Below are 17365 nucleotides of genomic sequence, written 5' to 3'. Positions count from 1 at the left end.
TTTCATGCAATTTGAAGAAAAAACCATTGATCGCAAGGAGATTTATCAAGGACCGATTTTCCAAGTAGTCACAGATCAAGTGGAACTGCCAGATGGGAAAGGTCAAGCACAGCGTGATTTGATTTTTCATAATGGAGCAGTAGCGGTTTTACCGATCACAGATGAGGGCAAGACCATTTTGGTCAAGCAGTACCGCAAGGCGATCGAGAGAACTTCTGTAGAGATCCCAGCAGGCAAGTTGGAAAAGGGTGAAAATGCGGATCCCCAAGCAGCTGCTTTGCGTGAATTGGAAGAAGAAATTGGTTACACAGCGGATCTAGAGTTGTTGTATGATTTTTATTCTGCCATTGGTTTTTGCAACGAGCGGATCAAACTCTATCTTGCGACCAATTTGAAAAAAGTGGAAAATCCTCGCCCTCAAGATGCAGATGAGACCTTGGAGCTCTTTGAGGTGACTTTAGCAGAAGCTGAGGGCTTGATCCAAACGGGTGATATCTGCGATGCTAAAACCATTATGGCAATTCAATACTGGAAACACCTACAAAACAAATAAAGAATAGAGGAGAAACCCATGGGCAAACCTTTATTAACAGATGAAATGATTGAGCGGGCTAACCGGGGAGAAGAGATCTCTGGTCCCCCGCTCTTTGATGAGGAAGAGACAAAAATTCTCCCGACAGGAAACAGAGGCTTTGGTTATGAACGGCCGGTGACCTCAAGAGAAGTAGATGGTGGACGAGGAACCTCCTATCCTCAGGAGACCATTCCGATCAGAGTCCAACCTACAGTGACCAAGAGCCGTCGGATTGAAAACCAAAAGGATGAGGTTTTTCAATCAAAATTAAATAAGATTTTATTTTGGGTCATCCTGCTCCTCATCTTGTTAATTCTTGCAATTTGGCGCTTATAAGGAGCGTCTACCAAAGGAGTGACGATTATGAAAATTGGAATCATTGCGGCCATGCCACAAGAGTTAAAAATCTTAGTGGAAGCTTTGCAGAACGGAGAGAAACATCTTCGCTTAGGAAAAGTCTACTATACAGGATCGATTGGTCGCCATGAAGTGGTCTTGGTGGAAAGTGGTATCGGCAAGGTCATGTCTGCTATGAGTGTAGCAGTCTTGGCCAATGATTTTAAAGTGGAAGCCATTATCAATACGGGTTCTGCAGGTGCTGTTGCCCCAGGGATGGCCGTTGGGGATATCGTCCTTGCCGACAAATTGGCCTATCATGATGTGGATGTGACAGCCTTTGGCTATAAGTATGGTCAAATGGCAGGTCAACCACTTTACTTTGAATCCAGCCGCTATTTTGTTTCAGAGATGAAAAAAGTTCTGGAAGAAGAAGCTGCAACCACACATGTTGGCTTGATTACAACAGGAGATAGCTTTATCGCGAGTGAAGAAAAAGTCGCAGCAATTCGGGAACATTTCCCAGAAGTATTGGCAGTTGAGATGGAAGGAGCGGCTATTGCCCAAGCCGCTCATGCAGCTGGGCGTCCTTTCATGGTCATTCGGGCTATGAGTGATACGGCAGATCACGCAGCCAATATCTCTTTTGATGAATTTATCGTAGAGGCTGGCGAACGCTCTGCTCAAACATTGATTTCTTTCTTGAAGAGATTGGTGTAAAACAAACAATAGAGTTAAGGCGCCTCTAATATAAATAGGAAGTGGGACAGAATGAATATCATTTAAATTTCATTCTGTCCTACTTCCTTTTCTAAAGCTGATTCCTTCAGAAATAGACGGACTTCATGCTATAATAAAGTCTAGTAATGCAAAGGAGACGTTATGGTTTTATCAAAAAAACGGGCACGACATGTGATTGAAGAAATTATCGCCCTCTTTCCAGATGCTCAGCCAAGTTTGGATTTTCGCAACCATTTTGAATTATTAGTAGCGGTCATGCTCTCTGCTCAGACGACGGACGCAGCGGTCAATAAGGCAACGCCCGCTTTGTTTGAAGCTTTCCCAACTCCTCAAGACATGGCGGTCGCCAGTGAAGCCGACATTGCCAAGCATATTTCCAAATTAGGCCTCTATCGCAATAAGGCTAAATTTCTCAAAAAATGTGCCCAACAATTGTTGGATAACTTTGATGGCCACGTCCCACAGACTCGTGAAGAATTAGAGAGCTTAGCCGGAGTCGGACGGAAAACAGCCAATGTGGTCATGAGTGTAGGCTTTGGTATACCAGCTTTTGCTGTTGATACCCATGTAGAGCGGATTTGCAAGCACCATGACATCGTCAAGAAATCAGCAACACCATTAGAAGTGGAAAAACGGGTCATGGACGTTCTTCCTCCTGAACGCTGGCTCCCAGCTCATCAGGCCATGATCTATTTTGGACGGGCTATCTGCCATCCTAAAAATCCTGAATGTGATCACTATCCGCAATTGTATAACTTTAAAGACAGTTAAAAAGCGAGGTCTAATGACTTCGCTTTTATTTGATAGGGAAGAAAGTAAGTAAGAGCCAAGAAATCAGTAGAGTAATAGCGCCAATTCCAAGGACAAATAGAATAGGAATGAGGATTCTTTGGTAGGGATCTTTACCCCTTTCTTCAGCTTCTTCAATCTCGCTCAGACTGCGTCCTTGTTCATAGGCGACAAGCTGGCGATAAGTACGAAGATTATGCTTTTTCTTGAATTTTTCAATGCGTAGGGCGTAGAACATCGCGATTGCAAAAATCAAGCAACTAATAGCGATGCCGTATCCATCCAAATAAAGAATGAGGGGAGTGCTGATGATAGGACTGCCAATCAGTAAAATGGTAAAAAACACTGCATCTTTTTGATAGCGCATAAATTCTTGGTCGTGAATGATTTGTTTCATGGTTTCCACATCTCCTTTTATGAGTTGGTCCAATGACACTTCAAAGACCTTGCTTAGTAGGAGCAGGTTTTGAATATCCGGGTAGGTTGCGCCGCGTTCCCAATTGGAAATCGATTGACGGCTGACAAAGATGATTTCAGCTAATTCGTCTTGAGATAAGTTTTTCTCTTTACGATAGTGCTGGATTTGTTTTCCGACTTGCATAAGATTTCCTCGCTTTCTGATTTCATTCTACCTAATTATACAAAAAATGGCTATCAAAGTTCTTTGACATGTTGATTTTGTGGGATTTAGCAACTGTTTTTGACCGTGGATTTGCAAGCCTGTCAATGGATAATTAGTTAGCGAAAAAGAGGCCAAGAGCCTCCTTTTTCTTATTCGCTAAATCTTAAGAAATAACCATCTGGATCCAAAATCGCAAATTCATGGGGATAAATAAAGCTATCTCCTACTCGAAATTCTCTTTTTGTCAGGGGCCGATGGATGGGATAGTCAGCTTCCAGCAGTTTTTGGTGGAGCTGTGGAACATCCTCGATGCCAAAGGAAATATTGATACCGCGACCGAAAGGATAGGTCAGTTGGGCTAACTCTTCTGCGCTACCTTCTTCTAGCATAAGTTGGCAGTCTTCAAGCGAGAGGAAGAGAAATTTCTCCTCTGGTCGCTCGTATTGGACAGAGAATCCCAATAAGTCGCAGTAGAAGTGACGCGAGTTCTCGATATTCGATACGACAAATTCAGGGATGACAGCTTGATAGTCCATTGTTTCCTCCTTAGAGATCAATCTCCATTACAATTGGTGTATGGTCTTGACGGGCGCCGGAGTCAATCATAGCTGACTTGGTTACCTTATCCGCAACTCGGTTAGAAGTGAGCCAGTAGTCAATTCTCCAGCCTGTATTGTTGATTTTAGAAGTCTTGCTACGTTGTGCCCACCAAGTATATTGATCTGGAAGGTCCCCATGCAAGTGGCGGAAGGTATCAGTGAACCCTTTGGCTAGCAAGTTAGTAAAGCCTGCCCGTTCTTCATCGGTAAAGCCTGGGGAACGACGGTTGCTGGCTGGATTGGCCAAGTCGATTTCCTTGTGGGCTACGTTGTAGTCTCCTGTTGCCAGAACAGGCTTTTGCTGGTCTAGTTCTGCCAAGTAGTCTGCATATTTGGTATCCCAGATTTGGCGTTCTTCCAAACGTTTGAGCCCATCTCCAGCATTTGGAGTATAGACCTGGGTCACAAAGAAGTCATCAAATTCAAGAGTAATAATTCGACCTTCGACATCCATGGTAGAGGGGGCACCGATTTCTGGGAAGGTTACCGTTGGTGTCAATTCTTTTTTGTAGAGGAACATGGTTCCTGCATATCCTTTGCGGGCTGGTTCTACAGAGGACCGCCAAGTATTTTCATATCCGGGGAAGAGTTCTGCTAAGACCTCTAAGTGTTTTTTTGTTGGTCCTTTGGCAGATAATTTTGTTTCCTGAATGGCAATGATATCCGCATCCTCTGCAACCAAGGTGAGGAGGACGTCTTGAGAGAGTTTTGCGCGTGCAGAGTCACTCGTCAAGGCGGCATTCAATGAGTCAATATTCCATGAGATCAGTTTCATATCGTTTCCTTTACTAACTTTTTCGATGTTTCTATTATACCAAAAAATCTCCTATCACTTGTCTCCTGTGATTTGAGGAAGGAGCTATTTTGCAGTCAAGAGCTATGCCTCCCGCATATGCATAAAAGAATGCTTACCGAGGAGTTCAGAATGACGATTATTTTATCTGGTCTAGCGACTCGTGTCTGGATGAAATGTGCTATAATGGAAGTTGAGTTTAAAATAGAAATATTCCTCAGATTTCCTTTAAAGTTATCCTATTTTTACCAGGTGTTGTTAGGGACTGGGGCTGAGAATCAAGGTGAAAGGAGAGGTATGGCGCAAAAATCTAAACGTTCAAAAAAAGCGAATGCTAAGGTGAGAAAATTTGATAATCGGTGGATTACTAGACGACTTTATTTGTTATTCAGTATAGTCTGTACCCTCTTTTTGATTTTAATTGCTCGACTAGGGTATATGCAGATTACTCATCAGGGCTTTTATACACAAAAATTGGCAAAAGCTACCAAAAAACACTTAACAAGAGGGAGTCTCCGGGGACAGATTTATGATGCTTCTGGTCAGCCTCTGGTAGAAAATGTTGACAAGAGGGTCTTGTCTTTTACCCGAAGCAATAAGTTTACTGCAGAAGAAATGCGTCAAACAGCTCAGCTTCTTCTGAATTATGTAAGTGTTTCGAACCCCCAAATCACCAAGCGTCAAGAGATTGACTTTTATCTCGCGAACACGGAAGTCTATAAAGAGGTAGTGGATAAGTTGCCCAAGGAGGAGCGTATCGACACGGACGGCAATCCACTTCCAGAAGCAACTATCTATCAGCATGCTGTTGATAGTATTGAGACTGAAAAATTAGGCTATACAGAAGAAGAAAAGAAGGCCATCTATCTCTTTAGCCAAATGAATGCCGTTGAAAACTTTGCCAGTGCTACGATTGTGACAGATCCGATGTCCGATGAGCAGGTAACGACGGTCAAAGATCATTTAAAAGAATTTCCTGGATTTGAAGTGATCACGAGTTGGGATCGAAAAGTGGTTGATAGCCCCTTGGCTTCCATCGTCGGTAGTGTGTCGACAGAGCAAGCAGGTCTTCCAGCTGAAGAAGTGGATGATTATTTGGAAAAAGGCTATGCCTTAAATGATCGCGTCGGAACTTCTTATTTAGAAAAACAATATGAGTCTGTCCTTCAAGGAGAACGGGTTGAAAAAGAAATCCATTTGGACAAGAATGGCAATGTCGAAAAGATCGAAACCCTCTCCAAAGGAAGCAAGGGAAACAATATCAAGCTTTCCATTGATTTGGATTTCCAAAGAGGAGTGGAAGACATCTTGAAGAAGTCCTTCCAGACAGAATTGGCCGCTGGCAATGCCACCTACTCAGAAGGGGTCTATGCTGTTGCCTTGGATCCAAAAACGGGTAAAATTCTTGCGATGGCGGGGATGAAACATGAAGCTGGTTCGCAAGACCTGACTCCTGACGCTTTAGGAACAGTGACCAATGTCTTTGTTCCAGGATCGGTTGTGAAAGCAGCAACTTTGACAGCAGGATGGGAAAATGGAGTGATTTCTGGGAATCAAGTCCTATTGGATCAACCAATCTCCTTTTCTGGTTCAGCTCCTATCACTTCTTGGTTCACGCACTTTGGAAGTCAAGAAATCAATGCGGTGCAAGCGTTGGAATATTCTTCCAACACCTATATGGTGCAGATAGCTCTTAGTTTGATGGGCCAACCCTATCAGCCAAACATGAGTTTGAAGACTGACCAATTGGATCCAGCTATGAACAAATTGCGTTCGACCTTTGCCTCTTATGGTCTGGGAACAGAGACAGGAATTGACCTTCCGAATGAATCAACGGGCTATGTTCCCAAAGAGTTCACGATTGGTAATTACCTAACAGACGCCTTTGGTCAGTTTGATAACTATACCCCTATGCAGTTGGCTCAATATGTTGCAACCATTGCCAACGATGGGAAACGCGTGGCGCCACACTTGGTCCAAGGAATTTATGAGAATGATGCCAAGGGAGGTTTGGGCCCTCTGAAAGAAGAGATTGCAACAAAAGAACTTAATCAAGTGGCTCTGACACCCGAAAATCTAGCTATCATTAAACAAGGTTTTTATCAGGTGGTATACGGAACCAGTGGCTTAACAACTGGTAAAACCATCGGAGAAGGAGCTGCCGTTCCAATCAGTGCGAAGACCGGGACTGCAGAAACATTTGTAAATGGTGGGACCCCTGCTGTAAATACCAATGTCATCGCCTATGCCCCATCTGAAAATCCTCAGATTGCGGTGGCAGTCGTCTTCCCTCACAATACCAATCTCCAAGCGACTGTTAGTCACAGTATTACCAGAGAGATTATCAATCTCTACCAGCAAAAACATCCTATGAATTAGAAAGGAAGCTATGCTCTATCCAACACCTATCGCAAAATTAATTGAAAGTTATTCGAAGCTCCCTGGTATTGGGATCAAGACAGCAACTCGTCTAGCCTTTTATACCATCGGAATGAGTGATGACGATGTCAATGAGTTTGCCAAGAATCTCTTGTCAGCAAAGCGGGAATTAAGCTATTGTTCCATCTGTGGGAACCTAACAGATGAAGAAGAGTGTGCCATTTGTCGAGACGAGACTCGCGATCCATCGACCATCTTAGTGGTAGAAGATAGTCGAGATGTGTCAGCCATGGAGAATATTCAGGAGTACCACGGTCGCTACCATGTCCTTCATGGCTTGATTTCGCCCATGAATGGGGTCGGACCAGATGATATTAACCTCAAGTCCTTGATCACACGATTAATGGATCATGAGGTCCAAGAAGTGATTGTGGCGACCAATGCAACCGCAGATGGGGAAGCAACTTCTATGTATATCTCACGCGTCCTCAAACCAGCTGGCATCAAAGTGACTCGCCTAGCACGTGGATTAGCTGTCGGAGCCGATATCGAATATGCGGACGAAGTCACTCTTCTTCGAGCTATTGAAAATCGAACCGAGTTATAAGCGGTTACAGAAACTGGAGGAACCCCTCCGGTTTTTTGTTTTTTAGGTATTCTCTCTCGTTTTCTTTCTTTTTAAAGTGTGGTATACTAGAGGGACGAACTCGGTTGTGAGGAGTGCTTCTGACAAGTCAATCAGGAAGCACAAAATTAAAAAAAGGATTAGGACCAAACAATGGCAAAAGAAAAAATTGTACTTCTTTATGGTGGCCGTAGCGCAGAGCGCGAAGTGTCTGTGCTTTCAGCTGAAAGCGTCATGCGGGCGATTAATTATGACAAGTATTCTGTTGAGACCTATTTCATTACTCAGGCGGGAGACTTCATCAAGACCCAAAGCTTTGAAGAGAAGCCTGCTGAAACAGAACGCTTGATGACCAACGAGACCATTGATTGGGAAGCTAAAGTATCTCCGAGCAGTATCTATCAAGAAGGAGCGGTTGTCTTTCCAGTCCTTCACGGACCAATGGGAGAAGATGGATCGGTTCAAGGTTTCCTAGAAGTCTTGAAACTTCCATATGTGGGATGTGATATCCTTTCTTCTAGTGTGGCGATGGACAAGATTACCACCAAACGGGTCCTAGAATCTGCAGGGATTCCACAAGTTCCTTATGTGGCAGTCCTTGAAGGAGATGACCTAGAAGCTAAAATTGCCTTAATCGAAACAGAATTGACCTATCCGGTCTTTACCAAGCCTTCGAATATGGGCTCTAGTGTCGGGATTTCAAAAGCAGAGAACCAAGCAGAACTTCGTCAGTCTTTGGAATTGGCTTTTAAATATGATAGCCGTGTTCTGGTTGAGCAAGGTGTCGTAGCGCGCGAAATCGAAGTGGGACTATTAGGAAACTATGATGTCAAGAGCACCCTCCCTGGTGAGGTGGTCAAAGATGTGGCCTTCTACGACTATGAAGCCAAATACATCGATAATAAGATTACGATGGCGATTCCGGCTGAAATTCCTGCAGAAGTTGCTGCGACCATGCGTCAGAATGCCGAATTGGCCTTCCGTGCCATTGGTGGGAGAGGTCTCTCCCGTTGTGATTTCTTCTACACAGAGGATGGGGGCATCTACTTGAATGAGCTCAATACCATGCCTGGCTTTACCCAATGGTCTATGTATCCCTTGTTGTGGGACAACATGGGCTTGTCCTATCCTGATTTGATCGAGCGTTTGGTTGAGTTGGCAAAAGCAACTTTCGAAAAACGCGAAGCACACTTACTGTAAGAATCTGTTCCTAGCGGGAGTGGGAGATGAAGTCAACTCATAGAGGAGTCGCTTTTCTTCCTGCTCCCCCTTTTTAGAGGAGAATACCATGAATGTAACCTTGCACGAAGTAGCAGGTGTCCTGGCTGCTCGCAATGATATCAGTCAATTTGAAGATGTAGCCCTTACCAAGCCTGAATTTGATAGCCGTTTGATTGGGCCTGGAGACCTTTTTGTCCCTCTTAAGGGGGCGCGTGATGGCCATGATTTCATCGAGACGGCCTTTGAAAATGGGGCTGTAGCGACCTTGTCTGAAAAAGAAGTAGAAGGCCACCCATATTTGTTGGTAGATGATGTTCTAGCGGCCTTTCAAAAATTAGCCCAATATGTGTTGGAGAAAAGTCAAGTAGATGTCTTAGCGGTCACCGGTTCAAACGGTAAGACAACGACCAAAGATATGTTGGCTCAATTGCTGTCAACTACCTACAAAACCTATAAAACACAAGGGAACTATAATAACGAAATTGGCCTTCCTTATACGGTTCTCCATATGCCAGAAGGGACAGAGAAGCTTGTCCTTGAAATGGGGCAGGACCATCTGGGAGATATTCATCTTCTCTCAGAAATTGCGCATCCAAAGGCAGCAATCGTGACCCTTATTGGGGAAGCTCACCTGGAGTTTTTCAAAGATCGCAAAGAAATTGCTAAAGGGAAATTGCAAATTGCGGATGGGATGCCAGCTGGTGGCTTGCTTCTAGTGCCGGCCGATCCTATTGTCGAGGATTTTTTACCGAGTCAACAAGAGATTGTGCGCTTTGGTGAAGGAGCAGATATCAGTATTACCAAGTTGGAGGAACGCAAGGATAGCCTAACCTTTGAAGCGAATTTCTTATCAGATGCTATTGACTTACCTGTCACAGGCAAATACAATGCGACCAATGCCATGATTGCGGCCTATGTTGCCTTGAAAGAAGGAGTTAGCGAAGAGGCCATCCGTGCAAGCTTTAAAGGCTTAGAGCTGACTAAGAACCGCACAGAATGGAAGAAGGCAAGTAACGGAGCGGATATCCTATCCGATGTCTACAATGCCAATCCGACGGCTATGCGCCTGATTTTAGAAACCTTCTCGACTATTCCTGCCAATTCAAATGGCCGCAAGCTAGCGGTCTTGGCAGATATGAAAGAACTCGGGGAGCAATCCATTGATCTGCACAACCAAATGATTCTCAGCCTGTCACCGGATGTCTTGGATACCGTTATTTTCTACGGTCAAGATATTGCGGGCTTGGCTCAATTAGCGAGCCAGATGTTCCCGCTCGGACATGTCTATTATTTCAAAAAGACCGCTGAGGAAGATCAATTTGAGGACCTGGTCAAACAAGTCAAGGAAAGCTTAAAAGAGCAGGACCAAATCCTCATCAAGGGAAGCAATTCTATGAATCTAGCCAAATTGGTAGAGGAGTTGGAGAATGGCGAGTAGTAATGTACTAAAGAACATTCAGCGCTTGATTTCAATCACCAATACAGGCTTAGCGTTTTCAAAAGATCCATTTGATCAAGAGCGCTATCAGGATATTCGTGCTATTTTACAGGATCTTGTCAGAGAAGCGACTGATTTGAATCCACAAGAATTATCGGATTTGTTTCGTCCGACAGACCATTACGACACCCCCTTAATTGATGTTAGGGCTTGGATTGTCAAAGATGGAAAACTTTGTCTGGTGAAAGGTCAGGGAGAAGAGACCTGGGCTTTGCCGGGTGGTTTTGGTGAGGTTGGCTATTCTCCTAAAGAAAATATTTTAAAGGAAGTCCAAGAAGAAACGGGCTATTTAGCACGTGTCAATCGCTTGTTGGCAGTGTTTGATACCAATCGCTACCAATTGCAAAGTCGCCAATATGTGAAATTGGTATTTGAATGTGAATTGCTGGATGGAAGTTTTCAACAGAACCAGGAAATTTCCGACCTTGCCTTTTTTGAGAGAGAGAAAATGCCTGCTCTTTCTACCAAGCGCAATACAGAAGAACAATTGAACTTCCTTTGGGAGGTCTATGATGGGAAACGAGATTTGTATTGTGATTAAAAACGATCTATAAATTAAAGGAATGTGAAAATGACACTTTGGGATTTATTGTTTACAAACCAAAAATCAGTCCCGCCTGGGTTTGGTCTCTGGTATTTCATTCTGCCGGCCTCTTTGTTGGTGGTTGGTTACTTTTCCATCAGATATGCGCAGTCCAAAAGCTACCAACGCTTTTGGTATTGGGCACAGTTGATCCAAGTCTTGGCCATCAATGCTTGGTATATTCTTGCCCACATGCCTTTGACGGATAATTTGCCTTTTTATCATTGCCGCTTGGCCATGTTGGTGATTCTCTTTGCCCCTAAAAGGACCTATATCAAGCAATATTTTGCTCTCTTGGGAGTTTTAGGATCGATAGCGGCCTTGGTGTATCCAGCCTTTGATCCCTTCCCATTCCCTCATATCACAGTGTTGAATCTAATTTTTAGCCACTGGGCCTTGCTTGCCAATAGTTTGATTTACCTACAGGATCATTATCAATCTGAAAAACAAGACAGCTTGAGAATTTTCAAGATCACTTTTGGCATGAATGCCTTGATTTTTGTGGTCAACCTTTTGACGAAAGGGGATTATGGCTTCTTACGACGTCCACCAATCATTGGGGACCACGGTGCTCTCTTAAACTACCTCTTGGTTAGCTTTGTGATGGTAGCTGGAATTTTCTTGGTCAACCAACGTTATAAGTACAAATACAAGATGGTTGAAGAGACTGTCGGTTCGCGTTCGGAATAGAAATTAGATGAGCTGAGGTAAGGAAGACATGACTCTTTGGGATTTATTTTTCACCAGTCAACCAACGGCTCCTCCTCAATTGGGGGCTTGGTATTTCTTGTTGCCGACATCATTGCTAGTGGTGGGGCTTCTGTCTATTCGATTTGCTTCTTCCAAAGGCTATCAAAACTTTTGGTATTGGGGGCAATTGATCCAGTTGCTCATTATCAATGCTTGGTATATTGCAGCATGTTTGCCATTTTCAGAGAGTCTTCCCTTCTATCATAGCCGGATGGCCATGTGGATTATTCTGTTTGCTCCTAGGGGAAGATTCAAGCAATATTTTGCTCTTGTTGGTGTCTTTGGATCTATCATGGCTTTGGTTCATCCCGTCTTTTATCCCTATCCTTTTCCTCATGTATCCTCGATCAACAATGTCTTTGGTCACTGGGCCCTTTTGGCCAATTGCTTGATCTATCTGGTCCAATCCTACCAGGTGGAAGAAAGAGATGCCTGGAAAATCTGTCAGATGACCTTTGGGGTCAATGCTATTATTCAGCTCGCTAATCTTGTAACAGGTGGAAATTATGGCTTTATGCGTCGCCCTCCTGTACTTGGTGATCATGGACTTGTGCTCAACTATTTGATCGTGACCATCCTGATGACAGGGACCCTTATCCTGATCAATGCGATCGTTAAGTCCAGTAAGAAAAGAAAAAGAACATCTGAATCCGTTTAATAAGGAGATCGTATGCATCATTTTTTTACAACTGAATCCACTGCACCACCTGTTATCCCGCTCCTTTGGTATGGGGTCATGGTTCTTTTAATCCTAATGGCAGTTTGGGCTTCATTACGTTACTATCAAAATGAACAATTTCGGAAGATCTTTCGAAACTTACAAATATTTCAATTGATCTGTCTCTATATCTGGTATTTTGCTTTTCAACTTCCCTGGTCCAATAGTTTACCCTTGTACCATTGCCGTTTGGCCATGTTTGCTGTCTTGCTGTTACCAGACCGATGGAAGAGCAAGCAGTTCTTTGCCTTGATGGGAGTCAGTGGGGCAATCTTTGCTTTGGGGTATCCGGTCTTTGATCCCTATACCTTCCCTCATATTACGAGCTTTTCTTTTCTCTTAGGGCATTACTGTCTCTTGGTTAATTCCTTGATTTATCTCTTGAGACGCTATGATTCGAGCCTCTTAAAAAATCGAGAAATTGTTCTTTATACCTTCTTCCTTGATATGTTTCTAGTTGGTGTCAACCAAGTCACTGGAGGAAATTATGGACTTATGGCCCGACCACCGATTATCAAAGGGGACAGCCTCCTGGTGAATTATGTCGTGGTTTCCAGCATCCTAGCAGCAGCCTTGCTTCTCTTTAATGTATTTTTCAGTCGCAGAAGAGAGTGGGTTAAAGTAAGTAATTCAATATAATTGAAGAAGACTAGAATCGTATGATTTTAGTCTTCCTTTTTGATTTCAAAGAAGAATCATCGTTGAAAAAAGTGCTTATTTTCGCTATAATAGGACAGATAGAGAAATTGAGGAGAAATCCGATGTAGAGATGAATTTGTAAACTTGTCAGAAAATAAGAAGAGAAAGAAATAGGAACATGAACGTACAAGAAGAAATTAAAAAACGCCGTACCTTTGCCATCATCTCCCACCCGGATGCTGGTAAAACGACGATTACAGAGCAGTTGCTCTACTTTGGGGGAGAGATTCGGGAAGCTGGTACTGTAAAAGGAAAGAAAACAGGAAACTTTGCCAAGTCTGACTGGATGGATATCGAGAAGCAACGTGGGATTTCGGTAACCTCATCTGTCATGCAGTTTGACTACGATGGGAAACGGGTCAACATCCTTGATACACCGGGGCACGAGGACTTTTCAGAAGATACTTATCGGACCTTGATGGCAGTGGATGCTGCGGTCATGGTGGTGGACTCTGCCAAGGGTATCGAGGCTCAAACCAAGAAATTATTTGAGGTTGTCAAACACCGTGGCATTCCAGTCTTTACCTTTATGAACAAGCTGGACCGTGATGGTCGCGAGCCACTGGACCTCTTGCAAGAATTGGAAGAGATCTTGGGCATCGCAAGTTACCCGATGAACTGGCCGATTGGGATGGGGAAAGCCTTTGAGGGACTCTATGACCTTTATAACCAACGTTTGGAACTCTATAAAGGAGACGAACGCTTTGCGAGTCTAGAAGACGGAGACAAGCTTTTTGCTAACAATCCATTCTTTGAGCAAGTGAAAGATGACATCGAACTCTTGCAAGAAGCTGGAAATGAATTCTCAGAAGAAGCCATCCTTGCGGGTGAATTAACACCAGTCTTCTTCGGATCAGCTTTGACGAACTTTGGGGTACAAACTTTCTTAGAAACTTTCCTCAAGTTTGCTCCAGAACCACATGGCCACAAGAAGACTGACGGAGAGCTTGTTGATCCATATGACAAGGATTTCTCAGGCTTTGTCTTTAAAATCCAAGCCAATATGGACCCTCGTCACCGTGACCGCATCGCCTTTGTCCGTATTGTATCGGGTGAATTTGAGCGTGGTATGAGTGTTAACCTTCCTCGTACTGGTAAGGGCGCTAAGCTTTCTAACGTCACTCAGTTTATGGCCGAAAGCCGTGAGAATGTGACCAATGCCGTAGCAGGAGACATCATAGGGGTTTACGATACTGGTACTTATCAGGTTGGAGACACGCTGACAGTTGGCAAAAACAAGTTCGAATTTGAACCACTTCCAACCTTTACCCCTGAAATCTTCATGAAGGTATCTGCTAAGAATGTCATGAAGCAAAAATCCTTCCACAAAGGGATTGAGCAATTGGTGCAAGAAGGGGCCATCCAGCTCTATACCAACTACCAAACAGGTGAATACATGTTAGGTGCTGTCGGGCAACTCCAGTTTGAAGTCTTTAAGCACCGCATGGAAAATGAGTACAATGCAGAAGTGGTCATGACCCCAATGGGTAAAAAGACCGTTCGCTGGATCAAACCAGAAGACTTAGACGAACGCATGTCTTCAAGCCGGAACATCTTGGCCAAAGACCGCTTTGACCAGCCTGTCTTCCTCTTTGAAAACGACTTTGCCCTCCGTTGGTTTGCGGACAAGTATCCAGATGTGGAGTTGGAAGAAAAGATGTAACTCAGCACCAATAATCGGAACTAAAGTCCCTAATTGTTGGACGCTAGCCACTCTTTAGGCTTACTTTGGGAATAGAATATATAAACCGAAAAAACCAGCTCAAGCGAGCTGGCTTTTTATTGTTCTGTAATAAGGAGTCTTCCCAAAAATTCTTGTAGTATAAAGAAGACAATGAGGCTAGCAATGGTTTCCCCTAAGAAGGACGAGCTATTCACAACAAGAGAATAAATGTAGGCACTTTGGCCAGCTGGAGCATAGCTTCCCCAGAAGATGACCCCTGCAATGTAGTGAATGAGGTAGCGTGCAAAACCACCCAAGACGACTCCGGCAGTAATATATGTGAGTGTCTGAACTCGTTTTTTATCTCTGATAGCCTTATCAAGGGAAGGTTTGACAATTCCACTCAGACCAATCAAGCTGAAGGCTACAAAATACTCTAAGAAACCTTGGATTGGAGTCAACCAACCACCAGCTGCTTCCCCCGTTACGACTTGCAAGAGTCCCCAGATGAATCCCCCCATGGCACCAGCCTTGACGCCCCAGCGGAAACTAAGGAGAAAGATAGGAACCATTTTAAAGGATAGAGAAATCCAAGGACCTAAGGACATGGGTTGAGTAACCAAATCCAAAATATAAGCAATGGTCGCTAAGAGAGCGACCTCAATCATTGGTCGAACCGTAGTTTTCGACATAAAAAAACCTCCTATACCAATCGTTTTGATTGGCTCATTTGTTGCCACACCAAAACGACGTCATAGAAGTTCTCTATTTCATTCTGTTTTGAGACACATCCCTACGCAGGTCCTAACCTGATCAGGTGGTAAGAGTTTAGGCAGTAACGAACACCTCTGGTATCCAAGCTAGCCAATCTCAGCAATTGCTCCTCTTGTGACTCTTACATTATACTATCTAAAAAAACTTCCTGCAACTTTTTAACTCGCAAAAAATATGGTATAGTTATAAAGATAGAAAATGTACAAATTGTGGAGGAAATAATCATGGGTATTTTTGCAGGTTTGATGGGCAATGCTTCTCAAAAAGACGTCGATAAGGTTGAAAAAGATTTAGGGGATATCCTAGTTCCAGGTGAGCAAGTAACTCTGGCTTTTAGTTTGATTCGTGACTTGATTGTCTTTACGGAGTACCGTCTGATTTTGGTGGACAAGCAAGGAATGACAGGGAAGAAAACATCTTATAAATCTCTTCCATATCGTTCTATTTCGCGTTTTTCAGTAGAAACATCTGGTCATTTTGATTTGGATGCTGAATTAAAAATTTGGGTCTCATCAGCTGTAGAACCATCAGAAACACTCCAATTTAAGAGTGATAATAGTGTCATCGAAATCCAGCAGGCCTTGGCAGCAGCTGTATTGCGTTGATAAGTGATTGAGGACAGGACTCATCTAGCGATTTCGGGTGATCGGTAGGAGTACTGGTAGATAAGGTAAAGAGGAAACGAAATGTTCGTTGAAAAAAAGTTAGGAGATGGTCGGAGTTGGATTAATATTGATTCTGACTTGATTGCAGAAACATCCCAGTTGTACCAAAAGTATGGTATTGATCAAGAAACCATTGAATATGCATTGGATAAAAATGAACGTGCCCACATGGATTACAACCGTGAAAATGGAACTGTGACTTTTATTTATAATGTCTTGGACATGGAAAAGGAAAAGGAATATTATGAAACGATTCCAATGACTTTCATTGTCCAGGGGCCACGTCTTGTAACTATTAGTAACCGAGACAACGCCTATATTATTGCACAAATGGAACGCTATGTTGATGCTCATGAAAGTTTATCCACCTTTAAACTCTTGTTTGCAGGCCTTGAGATGATTAGTAATGCTTATTATCCGATTATTGAGCGTCTAGATAAGCACAAGGATGAGATTACTCGTCTCTTACGAAAAACGACAACTAGTAAGAACCTTTATGCTCTTTCTGACGTGGAAACAGGTATGGTCTATCTAGCATCCGCTGCCAAGCAAAATCGCATGCTTCTGGAACATATCAGGGCTCACCTAATCTACCGACAATTTGATGATGTGGAAAAAGAACAATTTGATGATGCCATGATTGAGGCCAGACAGTTGGTGTATATGACGGAGTTGAACTCTCAGGTCTTGCAGCAATTGTCTAGCTCTTACAATAACATCCTAAATAACAATTTGAATGATAATTTGACCACCTTGACCATCTTAGAAGCTCTGTTAGCGGTCTTAGCAGTTGTCACTGGTTTCTTTGGAATGAATGTTCCATTGCCGTTTACAAATGATCCCAATGCCTGGATTTATATTTCGGTCGCTAGCTTCGTCTTGTGGTTGATGTTATCACGAATCTTGCGCTGGATTGCCCATAAACGATAAAAAAAGAGAGGTAGGGAAGAAATTCCTTACCTCTTTCGTATCTTGGCTATTTCAGAAAATCCTTCATTTTTAACTCTGCCTCCCCTAAGAAGAAGAGGCAGTTTTGATACAAGTGATCGACTGTACAAAATCTTCTTGGAAATAGTAGGAGTAGATTTAAAAGTACTGAGTGGATTATAAACAATTTATAATTGGATTGAATCGTTGAATCAGTTAAATGAATGAAGCATTTTAATGATACTGAAATAACCTAGATACTAGAATCATTATACATATTTTCATATTAAAAATCAAGGAAACAATCCCAAAATAAAAGGGGATTTATTGTGAGTGAAAATTTTTAGAAAGCCTATTGTAACGCTGTTTTTATGAGGTGATTCAAAGTAAAGAAGAGACTTCACAGTCT

General features: G+C 43.1%; 19 protein-coding genes and 1 riboswitch. Of the genes, 15 read left to right on the top strand and 4 right to left on the bottom strand.

What is annotated here, in order from left to right; all coding sequences use genetic code 11:
* Positions 1–4: 4 nt before the first annotated feature.
* From AC3E6G_RS05815 to nth, 4 genes are all read left to right on the top strand, one after another.
* Complete coding sequence (locus AC3E6G_RS05815) at positions 5–553, top strand: NUDIX hydrolase (RefSeq protein ID WP_125329649.1); 549 nt, start codon at positions 5–7, stop codon at positions 551–553.
* 18 nt (positions 554–571) lie between these two features.
* Positions 572–910 (top strand): cell wall synthase accessory phosphoprotein MacP, encoded by a 339-nt coding sequence (gene macP, locus AC3E6G_RS05810; protein WP_125329648.1) that lies wholly within the window; start codon positions 572–574, stop codon positions 908–910.
* A gap of 27 nt (positions 911–937) precedes the next feature.
* Positions 938–1630, top strand: a complete 693-nt coding sequence (locus tag AC3E6G_RS05805) for a 5'-methylthioadenosine/adenosylhomocysteine nucleosidase (protein WP_125329647.1) — start codon at positions 938–940, stop codon at positions 1628–1630.
* Positions 1631–1792: 162 nt separating this feature from the next.
* Positions 1793–2422 carry an endonuclease III gene (gene nth / locus AC3E6G_RS05800; RefSeq protein ID WP_125329646.1) on the top strand — a complete coding sequence of 210 codons (630 nt, stop codon included), beginning with the start codon at positions 1793–1795 and terminating at the stop codon, positions 2420–2422.
* Between the two features lie 25 nt (positions 2423–2447).
* On the opposite strand, the gene AC3E6G_RS05795 is transcribed toward nth, so the two are convergent.
* From AC3E6G_RS05795 to AC3E6G_RS05785, 3 genes are all read right to left on the bottom strand, one after another.
* Complete coding sequence (locus AC3E6G_RS05795) at positions 2448–3041, bottom strand: helix-turn-helix domain-containing protein (protein ID WP_490700640.1); 594 nt, start codon at positions 3039–3041, stop codon at positions 2448–2450.
* Positions 3042–3211: 170 nt separating this feature from the next.
* The gene (locus AC3E6G_RS05790) at positions 3212–3598 is read right to left on the bottom strand and encodes a bleomycin resistance protein (RefSeq protein ID WP_490700639.1); all 387 of its coding nucleotides are present in this window, start codon (positions 3596–3598) and stop codon (positions 3212–3214) included.
* Between the two features lie 10 nt (positions 3599–3608).
* The gene (locus AC3E6G_RS05785) at positions 3609–4436 is read right to left on the bottom strand and encodes an exodeoxyribonuclease III (protein WP_195550136.1); all 828 of its coding nucleotides are present in this window, start codon (positions 4434–4436) and stop codon (positions 3609–3611) included.
* Between the two features lie 315 nt (positions 4437–4751).
* Between AC3E6G_RS05785 and pbp2b the strand changes: the two genes are divergently transcribed.
* The 9 genes from pbp2b (at position 4752) to AC3E6G_RS05740 (ending at position 14590) form a co-directional block, all read left to right on the top strand.
* Positions 4752–6833, top strand: a complete 2082-nt coding sequence (gene pbp2b / locus AC3E6G_RS05780) for a penicillin-binding protein PBP2B (protein WP_490700638.1) — start codon at positions 4752–4754, stop codon at positions 6831–6833.
* Between the two features lie 10 nt (positions 6834–6843).
* On the top strand, positions 6844–7440 hold the full coding sequence (gene recR / locus AC3E6G_RS05775; RefSeq protein WP_006596694.1) for a recombination mediator RecR: 597 nt from the start codon (positions 6844–6846) through the stop codon (positions 7438–7440).
* A 171-nt stretch (positions 7441–7611) separates the two neighbouring features.
* Complete coding sequence (locus AC3E6G_RS05770) at positions 7612–8658, top strand: D-alanine--D-alanine ligase (protein WP_490700637.1); 1047 nt, start codon at positions 7612–7614, stop codon at positions 8656–8658.
* Between the two features lie 88 nt (positions 8659–8746).
* The gene (locus AC3E6G_RS05765) at positions 8747–10117 is read left to right on the top strand and encodes a UDP-N-acetylmuramoyl-tripeptide--D-alanyl-D-alanine ligase (RefSeq protein ID WP_490700636.1); all 1371 of its coding nucleotides are present in this window, start codon (positions 8747–8749) and stop codon (positions 10115–10117) included.
* Positions 10107–10718: an NUDIX hydrolase gene (locus tag AC3E6G_RS05760; RefSeq protein WP_490700635.1), complete on the top strand. Its 612-nt coding sequence runs from the start codon at positions 10107–10109 to the stop codon at positions 10716–10718. Before AC3E6G_RS05765 ends, AC3E6G_RS05760 begins: the two co-directional genes overlap by 11 nt.
* Positions 10719–10748: 30 nt before the next feature.
* On the top strand, positions 10749–11450 hold the full coding sequence (locus AC3E6G_RS05755) for a YwaF family protein (RefSeq protein WP_490700634.1): 702 nt from the start codon (positions 10749–10751) through the stop codon (positions 11448–11450).
* Positions 11451–11478: 28 nt separating this feature from the next.
* The gene (locus tag AC3E6G_RS05750; protein ID WP_490700633.1) at positions 11479–12168 is read left to right on the top strand and encodes a YwaF family protein; all 690 of its coding nucleotides are present in this window, start codon (positions 11479–11481) and stop codon (positions 12166–12168) included.
* Positions 12169–12180: 12 nt separating this feature from the next.
* Positions 12181–12867, top strand: a complete 687-nt coding sequence (locus AC3E6G_RS05745; protein ID WP_485761055.1) for a YwaF family protein — start codon at positions 12181–12183, stop codon at positions 12865–12867.
* A 178-nt stretch (positions 12868–13045) separates the two neighbouring features.
* A complete protein-coding gene (locus AC3E6G_RS05740) occupies positions 13046–14590 on the top strand; it encodes a peptide chain release factor 3 (protein WP_048789692.1) in 1545 nt (514 codons plus the stop codon).
* Between the two features lie 116 nt (positions 14591–14706).
* Here the strand turns inward: AC3E6G_RS05740 and thiT are convergent, their stop codons facing one another.
* Positions 14707–15282, bottom strand: a complete 576-nt coding sequence (gene thiT / locus AC3E6G_RS05735) for an energy-coupled thiamine transporter ThiT (protein WP_048789691.1) — start codon at positions 15280–15282, stop codon at positions 14707–14709.
* An 81-nt stretch (positions 15283–15363) separates the two neighbouring features.
* Positions 15364–15487, bottom strand: a riboswitch (TPP riboswitch).
* A gap of 101 nt (positions 15488–15588) precedes the next feature.
* On the opposite strand from thiT, the gene AC3E6G_RS05730 reads away from it, so the two are divergent.
* Positions 15589–15969: a PH domain-containing protein gene (locus AC3E6G_RS05730; protein ID WP_006596927.1), complete on the top strand. Its 381-nt coding sequence runs from the start codon at positions 15589–15591 to the stop codon at positions 15967–15969.
* 81 nt (positions 15970–16050) lie between these two features.
* Complete coding sequence (locus AC3E6G_RS05725; protein ID WP_048715581.1) at positions 16051–16959, top strand: magnesium transporter CorA family protein; 909 nt, start codon at positions 16051–16053, stop codon at positions 16957–16959.
* The last annotated feature ends 406 nt before the right edge of the window (positions 16960–17365 follow it).

This window comes from Streptococcus sp. SCPM-O-B-23252 (M501), from assembly GCF_058200355.1.
Note: the sequence above shows the minus strand (reverse complement) of the source record. Positions and strands in the feature narration are given on the sequence as shown.